19 protein-coding genes are annotated in these 19,737 nt (G+C 73.6%); 11 read left to right on the plus strand and 8 right to left on the minus strand.

Annotated features, from left to right (window positions below; translation table 11 throughout):
- Positions 1–50: 50 nt before the first annotated feature.
- Positions 51–881: an aldo/keto reductase gene (locus IF28_RS0134580; RefSeq protein WP_030229109.1), complete on the minus strand. Its 831-nt coding sequence runs from the start codon at positions 879–881 to the stop codon at positions 51–53.
- Positions 882–994: 113 nt separating this feature from the next.
- Between IF28_RS0134580 and IF28_RS0134585 the strand changes: the two genes are divergently transcribed.
- Positions 995–1,948 (plus strand): TauD/TfdA dioxygenase family protein, encoded by a 954-nt coding sequence (locus tag IF28_RS0134585; RefSeq protein ID WP_030229111.1) that lies wholly within the window; start codon positions 995–997, stop codon positions 1,946–1,948.
- 1 nt (position 1,949) lies between these two features.
- Here IF28_RS0134585 and IF28_RS0134590 read toward each other — a convergent pair whose 3' ends face one another.
- From IF28_RS0134590 to IF28_RS0134600, 3 genes are all read right to left on the minus strand, one after another.
- The gene (locus tag IF28_RS0134590) at positions 1,950–3,455 is read right to left on the minus strand and encodes a metallophosphoesterase family protein (RefSeq protein ID WP_030229112.1); all 1,506 of its coding nucleotides are present in this window, start codon (positions 3,453–3,455) and stop codon (positions 1,950–1,952) included.
- Positions 3,456–3,543: 88 nt separating this feature from the next.
- Positions 3,544–4,299, minus strand: coding sequence for a dienelactone hydrolase family protein (locus tag IF28_RS0134595; RefSeq protein WP_030229114.1), 756 nt, complete (start codon positions 4,297–4,299; stop codon positions 3,544–3,546).
- A 61-nt stretch (positions 4,300–4,360) separates the two neighbouring features.
- Positions 4,361–4,981 carry an L-threonylcarbamoyladenylate synthase gene (locus IF28_RS0134600; protein WP_030229117.1) on the minus strand — a complete coding sequence of 207 codons (621 nt, stop codon included), beginning with the start codon at positions 4,979–4,981 and terminating at the stop codon, positions 4,361–4,363.
- A gap of 170 nt (positions 4,982–5,151) precedes the next feature.
- Between IF28_RS0134600 and IF28_RS0134605 the strand changes: the two genes are divergently transcribed.
- Together IF28_RS0134605 and IF28_RS0134610 are read left to right on the plus strand one after the other, a co-directional pair.
- A complete protein-coding gene (locus tag IF28_RS0134605) occupies positions 5,152–6,642 on the plus strand; it encodes a helix-turn-helix domain-containing protein (protein WP_030229119.1) in 1,491 nt (496 codons plus the stop codon).
- 280 nt (positions 6,643–6,922) lie between these two features.
- Complete coding sequence (locus IF28_RS0134610; protein ID WP_030229121.1) at positions 6,923–8,581, plus strand: catalase; 1,659 nt, start codon at positions 6,923–6,925, stop codon at positions 8,579–8,581.
- A gap of 1 nt (position 8,582) precedes the next feature.
- Here IF28_RS0134610 and IF28_RS0134615 read toward each other — a convergent pair whose 3' ends face one another.
- A complete protein-coding gene (locus IF28_RS0134615) occupies positions 8,583–9,452 on the minus strand; it encodes a fructosamine kinase family protein (RefSeq protein WP_030229124.1) in 870 nt (289 codons plus the stop codon).
- A 102-nt stretch (positions 9,453–9,554) separates the two neighbouring features.
- Here IF28_RS0134615 and IF28_RS0134620 point away from each other — a divergent pair, with 102 nt between their 5' ends.
- Together IF28_RS0134620 and IF28_RS0134625 are read left to right on the plus strand one after the other, a co-directional pair.
- Positions 9,555–9,878, plus strand: a complete 324-nt coding sequence (locus IF28_RS0134620) for a hypothetical protein (RefSeq protein WP_030229127.1) — start codon at positions 9,555–9,557, stop codon at positions 9,876–9,878.
- Between the two features lie 73 nt (positions 9,879–9,951).
- Positions 9,952–10,485 (plus strand): DoxX family protein, encoded by a 534-nt coding sequence (locus IF28_RS0134625; RefSeq protein ID WP_030229129.1) that lies wholly within the window; start codon positions 9,952–9,954, stop codon positions 10,483–10,485.
- A 106-nt stretch (positions 10,486–10,591) separates the two neighbouring features.
- On the opposite strand, the gene IF28_RS0134630 is transcribed toward IF28_RS0134625, so the two are convergent.
- Positions 10,592–11,548 carry an NAD-dependent epimerase/dehydratase family protein gene (locus IF28_RS0134630; protein ID WP_030229131.1) on the minus strand — a complete coding sequence of 319 codons (957 nt, stop codon included), beginning with the start codon at positions 11,546–11,548 and terminating at the stop codon, positions 10,592–10,594.
- Between the two features lie 202 nt (positions 11,549–11,750).
- Between IF28_RS0134630 and IF28_RS0134635 the strand changes: the two genes are divergently transcribed.
- The 5 genes from IF28_RS0134635 to IF28_RS0134655 are packed head-to-tail and all read left to right on the plus strand — an operon-like array spanning position 11,751 to position 15,619.
- Positions 11,751–11,939, plus strand: a complete 189-nt coding sequence (locus tag IF28_RS0134635) for a hypothetical protein (protein WP_030229134.1) — start codon at positions 11,751–11,753, stop codon at positions 11,937–11,939.
- A gap of 23 nt (positions 11,940–11,962) precedes the next feature.
- The gene (locus IF28_RS0134640) at positions 11,963–12,655 is read left to right on the plus strand and encodes a hypothetical protein (RefSeq protein ID WP_030229136.1); all 693 of its coding nucleotides are present in this window, start codon (positions 11,963–11,965) and stop codon (positions 12,653–12,655) included.
- On the plus strand, positions 12,652–13,626 hold the full coding sequence (locus IF28_RS0134645) for a DUF6895 family protein (RefSeq protein WP_030229138.1): 975 nt from the start codon (positions 12,652–12,654) through the stop codon (positions 13,624–13,626). The genes IF28_RS0134640 and IF28_RS0134645 overlap by 4 nt, the downstream gene beginning before the upstream one ends.
- The gene (locus IF28_RS0134650; protein WP_030229140.1) at positions 13,623–14,540 is read left to right on the plus strand and encodes a DUF6895 family protein; all 918 of its coding nucleotides are present in this window, start codon (positions 13,623–13,625) and stop codon (positions 14,538–14,540) included. Before IF28_RS0134645 ends, IF28_RS0134650 begins: the two co-directional genes overlap by 4 nt.
- On the plus strand, positions 14,537–15,619 hold the full coding sequence (locus IF28_RS0134655; protein ID WP_030229143.1) for a serine hydrolase domain-containing protein: 1,083 nt from the start codon (positions 14,537–14,539) through the stop codon (positions 15,617–15,619). The genes IF28_RS0134650 and IF28_RS0134655 overlap by 4 nt, the downstream gene beginning before the upstream one ends.
- Positions 15,620–15,681: 62 nt before the next feature.
- On the opposite strand, the gene IF28_RS0134660 is transcribed toward IF28_RS0134655, so the two are convergent.
- Together IF28_RS0134660 and IF28_RS0134665 are read right to left on the minus strand one after the other, a co-directional pair.
- Complete coding sequence (locus IF28_RS0134660; protein ID WP_030229146.1) at positions 15,682–17,058, minus strand: trypsin-like serine protease; 1,377 nt, start codon at positions 17,056–17,058, stop codon at positions 15,682–15,684.
- A gap of 159 nt (positions 17,059–17,217) precedes the next feature.
- Positions 17,218–18,882, minus strand: a complete 1,665-nt coding sequence (locus IF28_RS0134665) for an alkaline phosphatase D family protein (RefSeq protein ID WP_030229148.1) — start codon at positions 18,880–18,882, stop codon at positions 17,218–17,220.
- Between the two features lie 281 nt (positions 18,883–19,163).
- Between IF28_RS0134665 and IF28_RS39345 the strand changes: the two genes are divergently transcribed.
- Positions 19,164–19,718, plus strand: coding sequence for a lipase chaperone (locus IF28_RS39345; RefSeq protein ID WP_051713981.1), 555 nt, complete (start codon positions 19,164–19,166; stop codon positions 19,716–19,718).
- Positions 19,719–19,737: the final 19 nt, after the last annotated feature.

Below are 19,737 nucleotides of genomic sequence, written 5' to 3' on the forward strand. Positions count from 1 at the left end.
CGCCGTCCCGCTCCCTCCGTGCGCGGGGCACCGGGGACCCGGCGGGGCGGTCAGAACTCCTCGTGGACCTCCGGGTCCCCGCCGATGCGCCGGTGTGCCCGGTCGGCGATGGTGCGCATCTGCGCGGCGTCCAGTTCGAAGCCGAAGACGTCGAGGTTCGACCGCTGCCGGCCCGGATCGGACGACTTCGGCACCGGGAGCGCGCCCAGCTGGATGTGCCAGCGCAGTACCGCCTGGGCCGGGGTCACCCCGTGCGCCTCCGCGACGGCGGCCACCGCCAGGTCGTCCAGCAGCGTCGAGCCGCGGCCGAGCGGGCTCCAGCTCTCGATGAGCACCCCCTTGTCCTCGTGGTGGGCGCGCAGCTCCTCCTGCGGGAAGAACGGGTGCAGCTCGACCTGGTTGACCGAGGGCAGCACCCCGGTCTCCTTCTCCAGCCGCTCGATGTGCGCGGGCGTGAAGTTGGAGACGCCGATGGACCGTACGAGACCGTCCTCCCGCAGTTTGATCATGGCCTTCCAGGAGTCGGCGTACTTGCCGACGCGGGGCAGCGGCCAGTGGATGAGATACAGGTCGACGTAGTCCAGGCCGAGCCGGGCGCGGGACTCCTCGAAGGAGGCGAGGGTCTCCTCGTAGCCGTGGTGCCGGCCCGGGAGCTTCGTCGTCACGACGATCTCCTCGCGCGGGACACCGGTCCTGGCCACGGCACGGCCGACACCGGTCTCGTTGCGGTAGTTGGCCGCCGTGTCGACGAGCCGGTAGCCCATCTCCAGGGCCTCGGCCACCGAGCGCTCCGCCTCGGCGTCGTCCATCGGCCAGGTGCCCAGGCCCAGGGCGGGGATCGTGGTGCCGTCGTTGAGGGTGTGGCTCGGGATGCCGCTCACCGGAATGCCTTCCCGTCGGGGGGTGTCGTCCTCCCAGAGTCGGTGACGAGGGGGTCAATGATCAACCGGGCGGGTACGGAAGCGGGGGGACCGACCGACCAATTGGGGAGCGCATGCCGACGGACAGGAACAGCACGACACCGGACGTACGCCCGGTCGCCGGGCACATAGGCGCCGAGATCCACGGGGTCGACCTCGCCGGTGACCTCGACGAGACGGTGATCGCCCGGATCCGGGCGGCGGTACTGCGCTGGAAGGTGGTGTTCTTCCGCGGTCAGCGCCTCGACCACGCCGGCCATGTCGCGCTGGCCCGCCGGTTCGGCGAACCCGTCGTACTGCCCCGGCGCGGAAAGGCCTCCCCGCCGGACTTCCCCGAGATCGAGACCACGGCCGACCGGCTGGAACTCGGCGGACGGTTCGGCATGGAGCACGACGAGTGGCTGCGGCGCCGCCGCCACACCCTGCTGCGCGGCTGGCACTGCGACCACGGCGCCCGCGTCGACCCGCCCGCCGCGACAATCCTGCGCGCCGAGACCGTCCCGCCGTACGGCGGCGACACCACCTGGGCCAATCTGGCCGCCGCGTACGCCGGACTGTCCGCCCCGGTGCGGGCGTTCGCCGACGGGCTGCGTGCCGAGCACCGGCTCGGTGTCGGCTACCAGCCGCGCTCCGGCGACGACGCCTATGTGCGCCATCTGCTGGACCACCAGACCGCCTCCGAGCACCCCCTGGTCCGCGTCCACCCGGAGACGGGGGAGAGGGTGCTGTTCGTCAACGGCTACTACGTCGAGCAGATCAGCGGCCTGTCCCGCCCCGAGAGCGCGGCCGTCCTGGAGATGCTCCTCGAGCAGGCCACCCGGCCCGAGTACACCGTGCGGTTCCGCTGGGAGCCGGGCAGTGTCGCCTTCTGGGACAACCGGGCCACCATCCACCTGGCCCCCGGCGACACCGCGCACCTCGACCACCCGCGCACCATGCACCGGGTGATGCTCGCCGGGGACGTCCCGGCCGGTGTGGACGGCCGGCCGTCCACACCGCTCACCGGCACCGCGCCGGGCCGCTGGTAGCTCACCTCAGGGGGATGGTCACCTCGTCCTCGACCGGCGGGTCGATCTCCTGCGCGCGCAGACCGGTGGCCGCGTGGCAGCGCAGCCGGACCGCGTCCGGGCTCACGTCCAGCCGCAGGAAGCACTTGAAGAACGGCGGGCTGTAGGTGGCCGAACCCGGCGAGAACAGCGACGCGTACGCCTTGCGCACCGGCAGCCGCAGCCGCCTGCCCCGGTCGGGCCGGCGGCCGGTGCCGAGCAGCCCGGCGACCAGCCGCATCCGGCGGGTGACCCGGGGCGGCGCGCCCGGCGTGCGGGTGGGTCCGATGCCGAGGCGTTCGGCGATCACGGCCATCGCCTCGGCCTCGGTGAGGGAGAAGAAGCGGCGCAGCCGCAGCCGGCGCCCGTAGAGCGCGCTGTAGAAGGCCAGGGAGTCGCCGCGCAGCGGATAGCAGCGGAAGTCCCGCTCCGTGACGCCGGCGACGTCCACCCGGGGGATGGTGTGCGTGGCGTGCGTGAACGCCCCGCCGCCGCCCGCCACCACGTACTGCAGGATGCGCCCGTCGTCGAGGCGCACCGGGTAGCGCTGGTAGTTGTGGATGTCGCCGCCGATCGCCGCCACGTAGTGGTGCGCGGGGTCGCGGACGATGTCGTCGACGGTGCCGCCGCCCTCGATCGGGCACGGGTGGTGCGCGCCGTCCACGTACAGGGGCGAGCCCGTGACGAGGATCTTCGGGCGCGGCCCACGGGAGACCTCCCGCAGCCACGCGCCCTGTTCGGCGTCGAGCGTGCCCAGCAGCCCCGTGTCGATGCCGACGATCCGTACCGGCCCGGCGTCGACGGCCCAGTACGGCCCCGGCTGCACGGCCTGCTGCCCGGGCGCGGACCGCAGCTTGCGTGCCTCGTCCAGGCGCCCGCCGTCCCCGGCGCGCGGCCGGTGCCACAGCAGGGAGCGCAGCCAGGCGCGGGTGAGGGGGCGCGGCCGGGGCGCGGGCGGCAGCGGCGGGGCGTCGTCGCAGAAGACCCGCATGAAGGCGCCGAGGTCCTCGTACCAGTCGTGGTTGCCCGGTATCGCGTAGATCGGGGCCGGGTAGTCCCGGTACGGGCGGAAGAACTTGGCGTCGTAGTCGTCGGCGCCGCCCACCGGGTAGATCACGTCGCTGGCCAGCACGGCGAAGGCGGTGTCCCGACCCGCCTCCAGCAGCCCCGGCACCACCGCGTACTGCGGCTCGCCGCCCTCGCCCGTGTCACCGATCACCAGGAACGAGAACCGGTCGGGATCGTCGCGCCGGATCACCTTGTCCGCGGGCGCTCCGGCCGCCTCCCGCCGGGCCACCCAGCGGCTGCGGGTGCCGCCCGTGGGGTCGCCGAACCAGGAGGCCAGCACCCCGTTGCGGGCGGCCCACAGCATGCGCGGGTCGAGCCAGGAGATCTTCTCGACGTCGTTCGGCATCAGCCGCCGGTACGCACCGCGTTCAGCGGCGCCCCAGCCGGCGCCTGCGGCGGTGTCACGTGAGGATTCGGGCACCGGTGCACGGTAACAACCGGGCGGCGCGCGGCCGCAGAGCGGGGTGCCGGCGAATCCCCGCCGTACGGCCTTGAGTTGGGGGTGCCGGTCAGAAGGTGCGCGCCAACAGGTCCAGCAGCGCCGCCCAGTGACGCTCGTCCGCCTCCTTGTCGTACGCGGCCGTGTCGGACTGGGTGTAGCCGTGCCCCGCCCCCGGATACACCTCGCAGCGGTGCCGTACACCCGCCTCGGTCAGCGCCCGCTCCAGCCGCTCGATCTGCTCCTGCGGCAGCGAGTGGTCCCGGTCGGCGTGGCCGAAGTACACCTCGGCGGTGATCCGTCCGGCCACCAGGTGCGGGCTGTCCGGGGTGTCCGTCGCCAGCCGGCCCCCGTGGAACCCGGCCGCGGCCGCCACCCGCTGTGGGTAGGTCCCGGCGGTGCGCAGGGAGAGGGCCGCGCCCATGCAGTAACCGGTCACGGCCACCGGCCCGTCCGCCACCGCCGGGCACGCCGCCAGCCGGCGCAGATACGCGTCGGCGTCCCGCATCGCCCGCTCCGGCGTCAGCTGCCGCATGACCGGCCGCAGCCGCTCGAAGATCTCCGGCCGCGACCCCGGGTCGATGAACGCGGGCAGTTCGACCACCGGGGCGCGCCCGTGCCGGTAGAACAGGTTCGGCACCAGGACCGCGTAACCGGCCCCGGCCAGCCGGTCCGCCATCTCCCGAAGCCGCGGCCGCAGTCCGAAGGCGTCCATGTAGAACAGCACCCCCGGCCGGGGACCCCCGTCGGCGGGATGCGCCAGATACGCGTCGGCGGTGCCCTCCCCGGTGGGGATGTCGACGGTCGTTCCCTGTACGGCGGTCATGGCGGCGCTGCCTCTCGACGGGGTGGGGATCATCCCCATCCTCACACGGCCGCCGGTGCCCTCATTCGAACCGGGTGACGTCCCCGGCGCCCCTGCGCACGATCTCCGCCTCGCCGTCCGAGAAGTCGATCACCGTGGTCGGTTCGGTGCCGCAGTCGCCGGAGTCGAGCACCGCGTCGACCTGGTGGTCGAGCAGATCCTTGATCTCCCAGCCCTGCGTCATCGGTTCCTCCTCGCCGGGCAGCAGCAGCGTGCTGGACAGCAGCGGCTCACCCAGCTCCGCCAGCAGCGCCTGGGTGACCACGTGGTCCGGGATGCGCACGCCGACCGTCTTCTTCTTCGGGTGCAGCAGCATGCGCGGCACCTCCTTCGTCGCCGGCAGGATGAACGTGTAGCTGCCCGGGGTCGACGCCTTCACCGCCCGGAACACGTCGTTGTCGATCCGTACGAACTGGCCGAGCTGCGCGAAGTCCCGGCACACCAGGGTGAAGTGATGCCGGTCGTCCAGCTTGCGGATCGTACGGATCCGGTCGATGCCGGACCGGCTGCCCAGACGGCAGCCGAGCGCGTAGCAGGAGTCCGTCGGATACGCGATCAGGGCGTCGGAGCGGATGCTCTCGGCGACCTGCGTGATGGTGCGCGGCTGGGGGTTGTCGGGGTGCACATCGAAGTACTTCGCCATTCACCGAGCTTATGCCGCCCGCGGACGGGCACCGCGCACGCCGGTCCGGCGGCCGGGTGCGCGGACGTGCCGGGATGAGCCGCGCGCACGGGTGGGGTAACGTCCCCGGCCTGGGCCGGGACGACGGACGGACGACGAGCGGACGACGAGCGGACGAGGGGAAGGCCGAGGTGGCAGGCCGTAGCGACGGAATCCGGCGGACACCGGAGACGGCCGGGGAGCATCCGGCGTGGGCGCGGGAACTGCTGGAGCATCTGCGTCCGGCGGGCCGTGACGTCCGCCGGGTCGTCGACTGGCTCGCCGCCACCGTACGCGCGGAGGTCTCCCTCCAGGACGCCGCCGGCACCCTGCTCGCCGGCACGCGGCTGCCGCTGCAGGAGTCCCTGGCCGCCGGGCTCCGTTCCGGCCGGATCGCCTCCGCCGCCTGGGAGGGGGAGGGGCGCCATCTGCGCCTGGTGAGGATCGGGCACCTCGCGCCGGCCCGCGTGCTGGCCGTCTCCCGCGAGGACCCCTTCGACCGGCACACCTCCGACGTCGTCACGCACACCGCCCAGGTGATCGAACTCCTGCTGACCGCAGACGAGACCGTGGCCGCCGGACAGCGGCTCCGCCGCGCCACCGCCGACCTGCGCCTGGCGATCCTCCAGCTGCTGATGGTGGAGGACACCGTCGCCGCCCGCCGGGTCGCCGCCGGGCTCTGGCCCGGACTGCTCGACGCCGACACGGCCTGCGTTTACGTCATCGAGTCCGCGCCCGCCCTGCGCGACCGGCTCGCGGCCGAGTGCCTGGGCACCACCCGCGAGGAGGCGCTCGTCGTGCGCTGCCCCGCGATGGACGGGCACGTGATCGTCGTCAGCCCCCGCGAGGCCACCGCGGGCGAACTGCGGTCCCTGGTCGAACGGCACCCGGACACCTTCCTCGGCGGCAGCGTGTGGCAGAGCCTCGCCCGCACCGCCACCGCGTACGGGCAGGCCGTCAGCGCCCTGGCGGTGGCCCGCTTCCGCGCCGACAAGACGGCCGTGTACGCCGAACGCACCCACCCCGAACGGCTGATGGACCCCGTCGCGCTGCGCGGCTGGGCGGGCCGGGTACTGCGCCCGCTGGACGCGCTGCCGCACCACACCCGCGCCGAACTCCTCGCCACCACCCGGCTCGGCCTGGAGTTCACCGCCGTCAACACCGCCAAGATCCTCGGCGTCAGCCGCAACACCGTGCGCGCCCGCATGGAACGCGTCGAGACCATGCTCGGCGTCGACTTCGACGACGTCACCGCCCGCGCCGTCGTCCACCTGGCACTGCACACCCAGATCAACCTCCTCGACGGGCAGACGGCCGGTGACCCCGGCGCCCCCTCCCCGGGCCTCACCAAACTGCTGGCCGGCCCCGCCGTCGGCGGCTGGGCGCGGGAGCTGCTGGGCCGCCTCGACCGGGACACCCGCGACGTACGCCGCACCCTGCGCACCTGGATCGCCGCGGGCGGCAACGCCGAACGGGCCGCGCAGACCCTGGGCGTGCACGCCCAGACCGTGCGCGAGCACGTACGCAGCGCCGAACCGGTCCTGGAACGCCAGCTGCTGGCCACCGGGACCGACCTGTACGAGGTCGCGCTCGCCCATCTCGCGGCCGGTGACCTGGAACAGCCGGTGATCGCGGGCGGGTAAACCGGGTGTTTCGGACTCGGTTGTGCACGGATGAGCCCTCCGGCGGCCGCAGCGGGCATCGGTGCGGTACACAGGCCGCCGCCACTGCGAATAGTTTCGGACCACGCGGGGGCACGACCGGAACGGGGGACCGGTCGGGGCCCCCGCGCCTTCGCGCCGCGCTGTACCGCTTCCGCCCCGTCCGGCCGTCCCAGGTCGCCGCCCGCGCCGACGCGCGGCAGCATGACGATCGTACGGACGCCACCGGCGGGACGCCGAGCAGCGCAAGGAGCCCACGATCATGACGGACGTTTCGAGCCGGGGCCCCGCTCCGGGTGACGACCGCGAGGTACTCACCAACCGGCAGGGCCATCCGGTCTACGACAACCAGAACCAGCGGACCGTCGGCTCCCGGGGCCCGGCCACGCTGGAGAACTATCAGTTCCTGGAGAAGATCAGCCACTTCGACCGGGAACGCATCCCCGAACGGGTCGTGCACGCGCGCGGGGTCACCGCCTACGGCTACTTCGAGGCGTACGGGAAGTGGGGCGACGAGCCCGTCTCCCGCTACACGCGGGCCAGACTCTTCCAGGAGCGGGGCCACCGCACGGACCTGGCCGTCCGCTTCTCCACCGTCATCGGCGGACGCGACTCCTCCGAGGCCGCCCGCGACCCCCGCGGCTTCGCGGTGAAGTTCTACACCGAGGACGGCAACTGGGACCTCGTCGGCAACAACCTGGCCGTGTTCTTCATCCGGGACGCCATCAAGTTCCCCGACGTCATCCACGCCCTCAAGCCGGACCCGGTCACCTTCGAGCAACAGCCGCGCCGCATCTTCGACTTCATGTCGCAGACACCGGAGTCGCTGCACATGCTGGTCAACCTGTTCAGCCCGCGCGGCATCCCGGCGGACTACCGCCACATGCAGGGCTTCGGCGTGAACACGTACAAGTGGATCAACGCCGAGGGCGAGACCAAGCTGGTCAAGTACCACTGGATGCCCAAGCAGGGCGTGCGCAGCATGACCGAGGAGGACGCGGCCAACATCCAGGCCGACGGACTCGGCCACGCCACCAAGGACCTGTACGAGGCGGTGGCACGCGGCGACCACCCGGAGTGGGAACTGCTGGTCCAGATGATGGACGACCACGACCACCCGGAGCTGGACTTCGACCCGCTGGACGACACCAAGGTCTGGCCCGAGCAGGACTTCCCGCCGAAGGCGGTGGGCCGCATGGTGCTGGACCGGATGCCGGACAACTACTTCGCCGAGAACGAGCAGATCTCCTTCGGCACCGGTGTCCTCGTCGACGGACTCGACTTCTCCGACGACAAGATGCTCGTCGGCCGGACCTTCTCCTACAGCGACACCCAGCGCCACCGGGTCGGCCCCAACTACCTTCAGCTGCCCGTCAACCACGCCAAGCACGCCCGGGTGCGCACCAACCAGCGCGACGGGCAGATGACCTACCACGTCGACGGCGCGGGCGAGAACCCGATCGTGAACTACGAGCCCTCGATCACCGGCGGTCTGCGCGAGGCCCAGTACCCGACGCACGACGAGCAGGGCCCGGAGATCAAGGGCCGGCTCACCCGGATGCGCATCGCGCGCACCAACGACTACCAGCAGGCGGGCCAGCGCTATCTCCTCCTGGAGGAGTGGGAGCGCGACGACCTGGTGAAGAACTTCACCGATCTGATCTCCCAGTGCGACCGGGCGGTCCAGGAGCGCATGGTCTGGCACTTCCTGCTGGCCGAGAACGACCTCGGCCGCCGTGTCGGCGAGGGCCTCGGCATCATGCCGGAGGACGTCGCCCATCTCGACGTCCTGCCCGGCCAGACCCTCACGGACGACGACCGCAAGCGGCTCGCGACCCTCGGCGACAACCCGCCGCGCGACGTCGGAGGGCTCACCATGACCCACTGCGTCCCCGACGAACGGCATGTGGTGACCCGCTGAGTCAGCGGGCCGACCGCGCCACCGCCAGCGCCTGCTCGGCGTAACCGCGGCCGAACAGCACGGCGTGCACCAGCAGCGGGAACAGCTGGTGCACGCCGACGCGTGTCCGCCACCCGCCGGCGAGTGGCGCCGCCTCCTGATAGCCGTCCAGGACCGCGTCCAGTTCCGGGCAGCCGAACAGGGCGAGCATCGCGAGGTCGGTCTCCCGGTGCCCGCCGTGGGCCGCCGGGTCGATCAGCCGGACGTGCCCGTCGGCGCCCCACAGCACATTGCCGTTCCACAGATCGCCGTGCAGCCGCGCGGGCGGCTCGGCCGGCCCGGCGAGCTCCGGCAGCCGCTCGCAGACCCGCTCGACCACACCCGCCTCACCGGCGGTGACGGTGCCGTCGTCGACCGCCGTCCGCAGATACGGCAGCACCCGGTGCTCGGCGTACCAGCCGGGCCAGTCGTCGCCGGTGACGTTGCGCATCGGGGCGAGCCCGATGTACGCCTCCACCGGCCCACCGGGCGGCGGAGCCCCGAACGCCGGCGCGCCGGCCGCGTGCAGGGCGGCCAGCTCCCGGCCGAACCGCAGCGCCGCCCGCCGCCCGGGGCGGCCCTCCATGACGCGGTCGACGACCATGCGGTGCGCGTCGTGGCCGTGCACCACCGGGATCCGTACCGCGTCCGCCGAGGCCAGCCAGCGCAGTCCGGCCGCCTCCGCGCGTACGGCGTCCGGGCCGTCGGCGCGCTTGACGACGACGACCCGGCCGTCGTCGAGCCGGACCTCGGTGAGCGCGCCGGACAGCGCCCGCACACCGCTGACCGTCCGTCCGGTGAAGCGGGCGGCCACCTCACCGTCGCGGGCGGCCGGACCGGGGGAGAGGCTCATGGGAGGACTCCTCATGTGCGTGGGCGCGGCCGGTCGCGCGGGACGGGTGAAATACCGGGGCCCGCCGATGCGAGGGAGCCGCGCCGGGGGACCAGTGGAAGCATGACGAGTTCATCGTTCCAGCGCACCCTCACCCTGCCCGCCACCCTGTGCGAACAGGCCGCCCAGCACCTGGAACAGGCCGCCCGGCGGACCGTGGACGGCGCCGGGATCCCGCTGAAGGCGTTCCGCGCGGCCGCCGACAGCGACTACACCCTGCCGGTGTCCGTGGTGGAGCAGGCGGCCGGCTGCCTCCTGGTCCTCGCCACCGAGACCGCCCAGACCGTACGGCCCTCGGCCCTGCGCACCGTCATCGGCGTCGCCCTGTGCCTGCGGGACGCCGTCCAGGCCGTGCGCCGTCCCGCGCTCACCACCCGTTTCTGGTGAGGATTCGCCGAATGGCCCCCGCGCCGAGGGGAACCCGGCGCACCGCCACCACCCACACCCCCAGGAGAAGCCCATGAGTCTGTTGCGTGTCCTCGGCCGCCCGATGCTGGCGTCGATGTTCGTCGCGGGCGGGCTGGATTCGGTCCGCCACCCGGAGAACGTGTCCCCGCTCGCCGAGCCCGTCGTACGGCCCATCACGGACCGCGTGCCGGTGCTGCCGGACCGCACCGAGGACTGCGTACGGCTCAGCGGTGCCGTCCAGGTCGTGGGCGGGCTGCTGCTGGCGACCGGGCGTATGTCGCGGCCGGCCGCGCTCGCGATCGCCGTCACGCTGGTGCCGACCACGCTGGCCGCGCATCGGTTCTGGGAGCTGGAGGATCCCGGTGAGCGGGCTCAGCAGCGCATCCACTTTCTGAAGAATCTGTCCATGCTGGGCGGGTTGCTGATCGCCGCGGACGACACGGGGGCGGCGCCGTCCGTGGTGTGGCGGAGCCGGCATGCCGCGCATGATCTGCGGCGGGACGCCCGTCTTGTGCGGCGGTCCGTGCGGGCCGGGGCGGGGCCCGCGGCGGTGGCCGGGCGGGTGCGGGCGAAGTTGTCCTGCTGACGGAGGTTTTCGGCCCCCGCCGCCCCTTCCCGTTCCCGTCTCCGGGGGGTTCCACCCCCGGGTCCCCCTTCGCGCGGTTCCGCGCGCCCCTTCGGACCCCGCCCCCTCAGACGTTGGCCCGGAACCAGTCGATCGTGCGGCGCAGGCCTTCCTCGGTGGCGACGTGGGGTTCCCAGCCGAGTTTGTCCCGGGCCAGTGTGATGTCGGGGCGGCGTACGGCGGGGTCGTCCACCGGGCGGTCGATGTAACGGATCTCCGAGCGGGAACCGGCCAGCGCGATGACGAGGCGGGCCAGGCCCAGCATGGTGATCTCGCTCGCGCCGCCGATGTTGACGGGGCCGCGCATGCCGTGCGCGGCCGCCGCGAGGACGGCGGAGACCGTGTCGTCGATGTAGCACAGCGAGCGGGTCTGCAGGCCGTCACCGGTCACGGTGAGGGGTTCGCCGGCCAGGGCCTGCCGGACGAACGTCGAAACGGCGCGGCCGTCGTCGCCGCGCATCCCGGGGCCGTAGGTGTTGAACAGCCGTACGACGCAGGTGTCCGTGCCGAGGGTCTCCGCGTGGGCCGTGGTCAGTGCCTCGGCGAAGCGCTTGGCCTCGTCGTGGGCACTGCGCGGGCCGACCGGGTCGACATCGCCCCGGTACCGCTCGTCCTGCGGGCTGTGCCGCGGGGCGCCGTAGACGCCCGAGGCCGAGGCGAGCACGAAGCGGGCGTCGGCGCGGTGGGCCAGCCGCAGGGCGTTGCGCGTGCCGAGACTGCCCGTGTCCAGGGTGTGCAGCGGCAGCCGCAGACAGTCCGCGGGGGACGAGGGGGAGGCGAAGTGCAGCACCAGGTCGGCCGGCCGGTCGACGGGCAACTCCTCGGCCACATCGGCCCGTACGAACGTGAACCCGGGACGCCCACGCAGCGCCGCGACATTCTCCGCCCGTCCGGTGCTGAGATCGTCGACACAGGTCACGTCGGCACCGGCGTCCAGCAGCACGGCACACAACCGGGACCCGACGAAGCCGCCCCCGCCGGTGACGACGACATGCCCCCACTTCCGAGATATGACCCTGCTCATACCCTCACCCTGCCCCGCTCCCCGCCTCCCGGCACGACCGTGTACTGCATCCCGGTGAACCGTTCCGCGCCTTCCGCGCTCCGCGCCCACCCGCAGGTTGAAGAAGTGACCAAATCAAGTACGGGAAAAGTGGCGTGAATTGTCCGTTATGGGTGAGTCTGAAGGGGACGGAAAAACCACCACGTCTCTGGGAGATGGTGTCATGCGTCCCGACGAGAACGTCATCGAGGAACTCACCGCGCTCCGCAGCACCGACCTCGACGCCGCACTCGACCCGGCGGAAACCGAAGGCGTCTACCGTGACAGCCGCGAATGCGCGGCCCTCGCGGCCGTCGCCGGCGGCGGAGCCGCCCTGCTGTCGCCCCCCACCCCGCGTCCGAAGAAGGGCTGACCGGAGCGACAGGAGCAAGTGACATGGAGCAGTCAGGCACTTCGACCCGATTGCAGGCCGCGGTGCAGGACCTCGCTTCCGGTGTGGTCTCCGTCCTCCGGGACGGGGACCACACCCGTGCGGTCCTCCCGGCGGGGACCGCGGAAGCGGGAGACCTCGCACTCGCCGCCGTACGGGTGCTCGGCGCGGACGCGGTGCTGCCGGGCCTGCTGTCCGGCGCCACCTCCGACCCGGCCGAAGTGGCCGTCTTCCGCAAGGCGGTCGAGGCGTACCCGCCCCGCTCGGACGCGGCGCCCACCGTCCGCTGGAGCCACTGGGGCATGGCACGTGCCCTGCGACGGCTCGACCCCAACTCCTCCTCCGGCCCGCCGGACGAGCCGGACACCCGCTGGCTCGACGACGCGAGCTGGCAGACCCTCACCCATCAGCTCGCCGTCCTCGCCCCGCTCGCCCTGCCCGGCGAGAGCTGCGCGGTGTCCCGCCTGGCCGCGCGCCGCCCGGTCGACGTGGCCCGCGGTTTCGTCCGGGCCGTGCGCCGAAGGGACTGGCGGCAGGCGGCCGGCGCCGGCCGCTGGCTGACCCTGCTGCCCGGTGTCCCGGACACCCTCGGCCTGGAATCCGGCCTGGACTTCGTGGAGTTGATGGGCGGCCAGGACCCCATGGTCACGCTCCAGGTACGGGCGGCCCGGCTCACCCGGACCGGGACGCTCGTGTGAGCGCCCCCGGCACCGGGGACGTCCGGCGGATCGCCGAGGACGCCCTCGCCTGGGTGAGCGCCCACCGGGGCGGCTTCGCCCTCGGCGAGGACGCGCTGGCGGTCGACGGCCGGGTCGACGGCACCTGGAAACCCCTCGGCGAACTGGCCCGCGTCTGCGCGACGGTGAGACACCGCACCGACCCCGCGGACCCCCTGCACGACCGCGCGGGCGCGCTCTTGGACTTCGCCTGGCAACAGACGGACGGGGGCGAGCTGTTCGCGCAGCTGCAACGGCTGGAGCCCTTCGCCACCTACCCGTTGGAGATCTACGCGGCCCTCGCCTCTGCCGGCCACCGCCACACCGGCTTCGAGCAGGCCGCCGCCGTGGTCGCCCGCACCCGCGGCTGGCGGCTCACCGAGCAGCACCCGACCCGGCGGCTCGGCGTCCTGATGGCCGAGGAGAGCACCGGTGTCCACCGCCCCGGCCAGGCGCCGCCCGTGCTGCCGCGCACCTGGCTCGGCGGACTGCCCGAACCCTGGACCTTCGAACGCCCCGCCGGATACGCCCTCACGCACGTCGTCTTCCACCTCACCGACTGGGGACGCTCCGACGGCGCCCTCCCGGCGGACCTCGCCGGCTATCTCGCCGACTGGCTGCCGCCCTGGCTGGACACCTGCCTGGACGCCGGCATGTGGGACCTGAGCGCCGAGTTGCTGGCCGTCGCCGCCACCCTGCCCCGCCCCCTCGACGGCATCGTCCCGCCCGACGCCTGGCAGCGGCTGAGAACGGAACAGGCGCCCTCCGGCGCGATCCGGGAAGAAGGCCGCGACGACGAAGGCGCTGAAGTCGCCGACCCCGAGCGGCACTTCGCCCATCACTACCACTCCACCCTGCTGGCCGCCTTCGCGGCCGTCCTCACCCTCGCGCGCCCGGCGGGCGCACCCGCCGGCACCGGACCGCGGCACGGCCGACAAGGAGCGCCGGCATGACCGACACCCGCCTGATCCACCAAGTCGGAGCCGGTGCCCTGGAATGGCTCTGGGCCCACCGCGAAGGCTTCCGGCTGGAACCCGACGCGGACCCGGAGACCGGCTTCCTGGAACGCTTCAAACCCGTCGGTGAACTCGCCCTGATCTGCTCCGTGCTGTTCCGCGAGGGCGTCGCCGGGTCCCGCCAGGCCGAACTGGCCCGCCGGCTGATCGACCACGCGTGGCGCGACGCCCTGGATGGCGGCAGCATGCTGGTGCGCGGACAGCGGACGGAGCCGCTCTCACCCATACCGTTCGAGGTGTATCTGCCGTTCCGCGAACTCGGTTACAGCCAGCCCGAGATGGAGCGCGCCGTCGTCCTCAACCACCGCCTCGACAGCTGGCGGGCGTTCGAGACGTCCCCCACCCGCCGGCTCGCGCTCTCCGCGTTCCAGCGCCGCTTCGGACTCACCCCCCGGCCCTCCGAGGCCGAGGCCCTGCGCCCGACCTGGCTGGCCCGCACCCCCGAACCCTGGACCGTCGAGGGGCATATCGCCTACGACATCACCCACTGCGTGTTCCATCTGACCGACTGGGGCGAGAACCCCGGCGGACTGCCCCCCGGCCTCGCCGACTACGTCGCCACCTGGCTGCCGGCCTGGATCGACGACTGGCTCGACCTCGAACGCTGGGACCTGCTCGGCGAACTCCTCGTCGTCGACGCCTGCCTGCCCCGCCCCACCCTGGACGAGCCGGCCTGGCGGGCCTTCGCCGCCGTACAGCGGCCGGACGGTGCCGTGCCCGCGATCCGGGCCATGCCGGAGGGCGACGAGCAGGAGGTGTTCGACATCGTCTACCACTCGACCCTGGTCGCCGCCTTCGCCTCCGTCCTGGCCACCTCCCGCGCCCTCACCGAACTGGCCCGCGCCTCATGACGACGACCTACCGCGCCCCCTGGCCCGGCCTGCCGCCCGACGCGGAGCCGCCCGCACACCGCCCGGAGCCGCACGCCGACGAGCGCCTCCACGAGCGGCTCGGTGACGCCGTCGCCGCGGTGGACGCGCCCGACACCGTCTTCGCCGTGTCCCGGCACGGCCGGCGCACCGTACGCACCGGCGGCACCGCCCCGCCCCCGCCGTACCCTCGCGAGACCCTGCGCTACGAGATCGGCTCGGCCGGCAAGACGTTCACCGGACTGCTGCTCGCCCGGCTGATGGACGAGGGCCTGCTCACCGGCGGGGAGCCGGCCCGCGCCCTCCTGGACGGCGGCCGGCCCACCGGACCGGAGCCGGTGACCCTCGTCCATCTGATCACCCACACCTCCGGACTGCCCCGCCTCCCGCCCGACTTCTACGCCCGCGCCCTGCCCGCCCGGCGCACCAACCCCTACGCCCGCTACCCCGGGGCGCGCGTCGTCGACGCGTTCCTGCGCCACCGCCCCCGGCGCCGGCCCGGCACCCGCTGGCGCTACTCCAACTTCGGTGTCGCCGTGCTCGGGCACGCCCTGGCCGCCGCGACCGGCACCCCATGGCCCGACCTGATCACCGGCGAGCTGCTCGGCCCCCTCGGACTGGGCGACACCGCCCTGCGGGCCGAGCGGGGGCGCGACGCCACCGGGCACACCAGGGACGGCCGTACCGCCGTCCCCGCCTTCGACGCGGGCGGATTCCCGGCGGCCGGCGCCCTGCGCGCCACCCCGCACGACCTGCTCACCTTCCTCGAGGCCCATCTCGACCCCGGGCGGTGCCCGCCGCTGGCCGGCGCACTGCACGCCGTACGCACCCCCGTGCTCCGCCGCGGACTCGGGCACCGGCACGTCCACACCGCCGCCTGGTTCCGGCACCCCATGGACGGCGGCCCCCTGTACTTCCACAGCGGGGCCACCCCCGGGCAGCAGGCCTTCCTCGGCTTCCGGCCCGACACCGGCACCGCCCTGGCCGCCGTGTGCGGCCGCCGCTACCGCGCCCACGACCCGTTCGTGACCACGGCGTACAACCTCCTCGCCGAGGAGTGACGGCCCGCGCACGCGAGAACGGCGCCGGCCCCCTCGGGACCGGCGCCGTAACCGTCAGGCCGTCACATCCGCTGCCACAGCGCCGGGGTGCTCGCGGGCGCCCACGCACCCTGGGCCTGGTGCGTCTGCAGGCACTGGTACCGCACCCCGTCCCGGGTCACCGTGGTACCCGCCTCGTAGACCTGGCCGGCGGTCCACGCCTGCGCGCCGTCCTCCTGCTGCTCGTCCGGAGTGGTCTGCGCGGCGGCGGCGGTCGTCAGGGTCAGCCCGAATTCACCGAGCATCGCGTTGACCGGCTGGTAGAACGTCGTACCGCCGCTCGTGCAGTTGCCGGACCCGCCCGAGGTGACACCCTGCGCCTGCGCGCCCGCCACGTACGGACCGCCGGAGTCGCCCGGCTCCGCGCACACCGTCGTCCGGGTCAGCCCGTCGACCCTGCCCTCGGGGTAGCTGACGCTGGCGTCGTGCTGCTCGATGGTCCCGCAGTGCCAGCCGGTGGTCGAGCCGGACCGGCACACCGACGCCCCGACCAGCGCCTCCGCCGAGCCGGTCACCTGAACCTCCTGGCCGTTCTGCGCCTTGACGTCCGGCGTCGGCGTCCACTGCTCGTCGGTGCCCACCCACGCCATGTCCACACCGGGGAACGTGGACGCCTGGAAGGTGCCCTGCGCGGTGCGGTCGTACCCGGTCGTGGTCGCCCCGGCCCTGCCGCAGTGACCGGCGGTCACGAAGCCGCCCTGCGCGCCCTTGGTGACGGAGAACCCGACGGAGCAGCGCGCCGCGTCGTCGATGTAGAAGGCGTCGCCGCCGGTGATGTCCTGCAGCAGCCGCGGCCGTACCGTCGTGATCCGGATGCCGACGTCCTCGCCCTCCAGGCCCGCGGCCTTCACGAACGCGGCCCCGGCCTCCTGGCTGGTCGCCTGCACCATGATCCGGTTCTTCGGCACGTCGACGTACCAGACGGGCGTTTCGGAGGTCTTGCCCCGCGCGGCCGCCGCGTCCAGTTCGGCTTTGGCCGCCTTGAGACCGGTCAGCGTCCGGGTCACCACCTTGGCCGTGGCGCCCTGCGCCTCGATGGCGGCCGTGTCGCCGGCGTCGGTGGTCGCGACCGTCAGTTCTCCGGAGGTCTTTCCCCGCACCCAGGCGCCGGCGAACCGCTCGCCGAGCGCGTTGCGCAGCCGGCCCGCCCTGCTGCCCGCCTCCGCCTCGTTCACCAGCCGTTCCGAGGCCTGGCCCTCGTCCAGTTCCAGGTCGCGCTCCATGGCGGCGAGCAGCTGGGGTGACGGCCGGTCGGCGCCGAGCGTCTGGGCGGCGCTCGGCGCCGGCCCCGCCGCGGGCGTGGGATCGGCCACCGCGGCGTGGGGGAGCCCGGCGAGGACGAGGGCGCCGAGCACGGTGAGGGCCGACCGGCGCGCGGTCCGGGCGTGTCTGAAGACCATGCGGTACGTCTCCTTGGTTCGTGGTGCGAAGCTGCGGAGGAGACTTAGGCCTTGCCCGGGACACCTGGCACGATGTCAGGACACGCCGGAATTACCGCTTTGGTGAAGCGAAGCGACCCGAGTGCAGTAGGCGCCGACCCGCCGGACCACCCGTACGGGTCACACCGGGGTCAGCCCCGGCGCGCCCACCTCGGTGACGAAGGACGCGGCAGTGGAGACGGACGCGCCGGGCGTCGTCACGAACGGGACGATCCGGTAGTCGGCCCGGGCGCTCAGCCGGCCCAGCTCCAGCCGCAGATAGCCGCGCCGGCCGTCGTAGAACCTCAGGTGCGGGTTGGCGCGCGTGTACGTGTCCCAGTTGGCGGGCCGCTGCGCGCCGTTGCGCCCGCTGGCCACCGAGGTGCAGGTCAGCTCCGTGCCCAGGGTCGCCGAGCCGGGGTCGTCGAAGTCGTCCTTGATGTCGAAGGCGTACGCGACGTGGACGTCACCGGTCAGCACCATCCAGTTGTCGACACCGGCGGCCTTCGCGCCCGCGACCAGCCGGCCGCGACTCGCGCGGTAGCCGTCCCAGGCGTCCATGGAGAGCTTCGCCTCGGCGTTCAGGTCCAGCCGGCGCTGCGAGAAGCACACCTGCTGCGGCAGCACGTTCCACAGCGCCGTCGAGGCGCCCCACCCGTCGAGCAGCCAGCGCTCCTGCGCGTCCCCGGTGAGGGTGCGGGCCGGGTCGTCCGACTCGGGTCCCGGCACATGCGGGACGTCGTCGTAGGCCTGGTCCGAGCGGTACTGGCGGGTGTCGAGGATGTCGAACTGGGCGAGTGTGCCCCAGTGCAGCCGGCGGAACAGCCGGGCGTCGGGGCCGTCGGGGAGCTGGCCGGCGCGCAGCGGCTGGTTCTCCCAGTAGGCGCGGTAGGCGGCGGCGCGGCGGGGCAGGAAACGCGCCGGGTCGCTGCCGTTCTCGTCGGCCGCGCCCGCGTAGTTGTTCTCGGTCTCGTGGTCGTCCCAGGTGACGACGAACGGGTGGGCGGCGTGGGCGGCCCGCAGATCGGGGTCGCTCTTGTAGAGCGCGTAGCGCGTCCGGTAGTCCGCCAGGGTCGTCGTCTCGCGGTTGAACACGTCCGGCAGGACGACGTCGGTGTAGGCGCGGGCGCCGCCCGCCGAGTCGACGGCGTACTCGTACAGGTAGTCGCCGAGGTGGAACACCACGTCGACGTCCTCCCGGGCGAGGTGCCGATGGGCCGTGTAGTAGCCGTCGTGGTACGCCTGGCAGGCGACCGCCGCCAGCCGCAGGCTCGCGACGTCCGTGCCGGCCGCCGGAGCGGTGCGGGTGCGGCCGGCGGGGCTGATCCAGGTGCCCGTGCGGAAGCGGTAGTGGTAATGGCTGCCGGGATCCAGGCCCCGCACGTCGACGCGCACGCTGTGCCCGTACTCGGGGTGGGCGAGCACGGTGCCCCGCTGTACGACCCCGATGAACGCCTCGTCGAGCGCGACCTCCCAGTCCACCTCCACCTGCTGCTGTCCGAGCCCTCCGTCGGGCTCGAAGGGGGACGGGGCGAGCCGGGTCCAGATGAGTACCGAGTCGGGCAGCGGGTCCCCGGACGCGACCCCGAGCGTGAACGGGTCCTCGGTGATCCGGGCCGCCTCCAGCCGGGGCGCGGCGAAGGCGCCGCGCGCGGGCAGGCCGGTGGTGAAGGCGAGGGAGGCGGCCGCCGCGGTGAGGGTCAGGAACCGGCGGCGGGCCGGATGCCGCGCTGCGGCGCGCAGTTCGGCGTCCTGCGGGGTGAAGGCGAGCCCGGACAGCGGTCCGGTACGGCCCGACGGCGCCATCGGGTGTCCTCTCGTGCGGGTCGGTCTGCGGAGCGGAGTGGATCATGAGCCACGACGTCAGCATGCTAAGCGGACAAAATGCTCAAAACGTGCGTGCCTTGCGGGGAGTTCACACGGGAGGCCGTACGCGGGCGCGGGCCGGTCCCGCGCGGGTGCGGGCCGGGGTTCTCGCCGTCGCGGGCGTACAAGAAGGGCGCTTCGTGCGTTCACGGCCGAATATGGGGCGAAAGGCCGAGAGGTCTGTGAACGCCCCCTGCGGGGCCGTGCGCGTGGAGGTCGACATGGAGCAGGACACGACTCGTCCGCCGGATCGTCCGGGGCCCCTGCGGGCCGTGGCCTCGGGCCTGCGGCAGCTGCCGGGCGCCGAGCGGGTGGGCAAGGCGGCCGAAGGCGCCCTGGACGCCATCGGCGCGGTGTCCCCGCGCGGACGCCGGATGGCCGTCTACGCCGGAGCCGGGGTCCTCGGTGTGGCCGGTGTCGTCGAGTGGCCGGTGGCACTGACCGGCGCGGCCGTCGCCTGGCTCACCCGGCCGCGTCCCGCGCGGGGACGTACCGCCGAACCGCTCCCCGGGGCCCCGGCCCGCGCGGACGGGCCCCGGGAGACGGCCGATCAGGAACCCCCCGTCGAGCCCACCGGCCCCGGCGACCGGCTCGCCCTCTCCCGCCGCCGCGAGGGCCGTACGGAACGGCCCGTGCGTGAACAGCCCGCCAAGGTCGGCGACACCGCCACCGCCTCGGCCCTCAAGCAGGTCGCCGAGGCCGCCAGGAACCACGGCCCGCACACGGAACGGGACACCCCGGCCGAACAGCCCCGTGACGCCCGGCACTCCGGCTGAGCCACGAGCACAGGACCCC

The organism is Streptomyces sp. NRRL WC-3626 (assembly GCF_000718785.1).
GTDB classification, from domain to species: domain Bacteria; phylum Actinomycetota; class Actinomycetes; order Streptomycetales; family Streptomycetaceae; genus Streptomyces; species Streptomyces edwardsiae.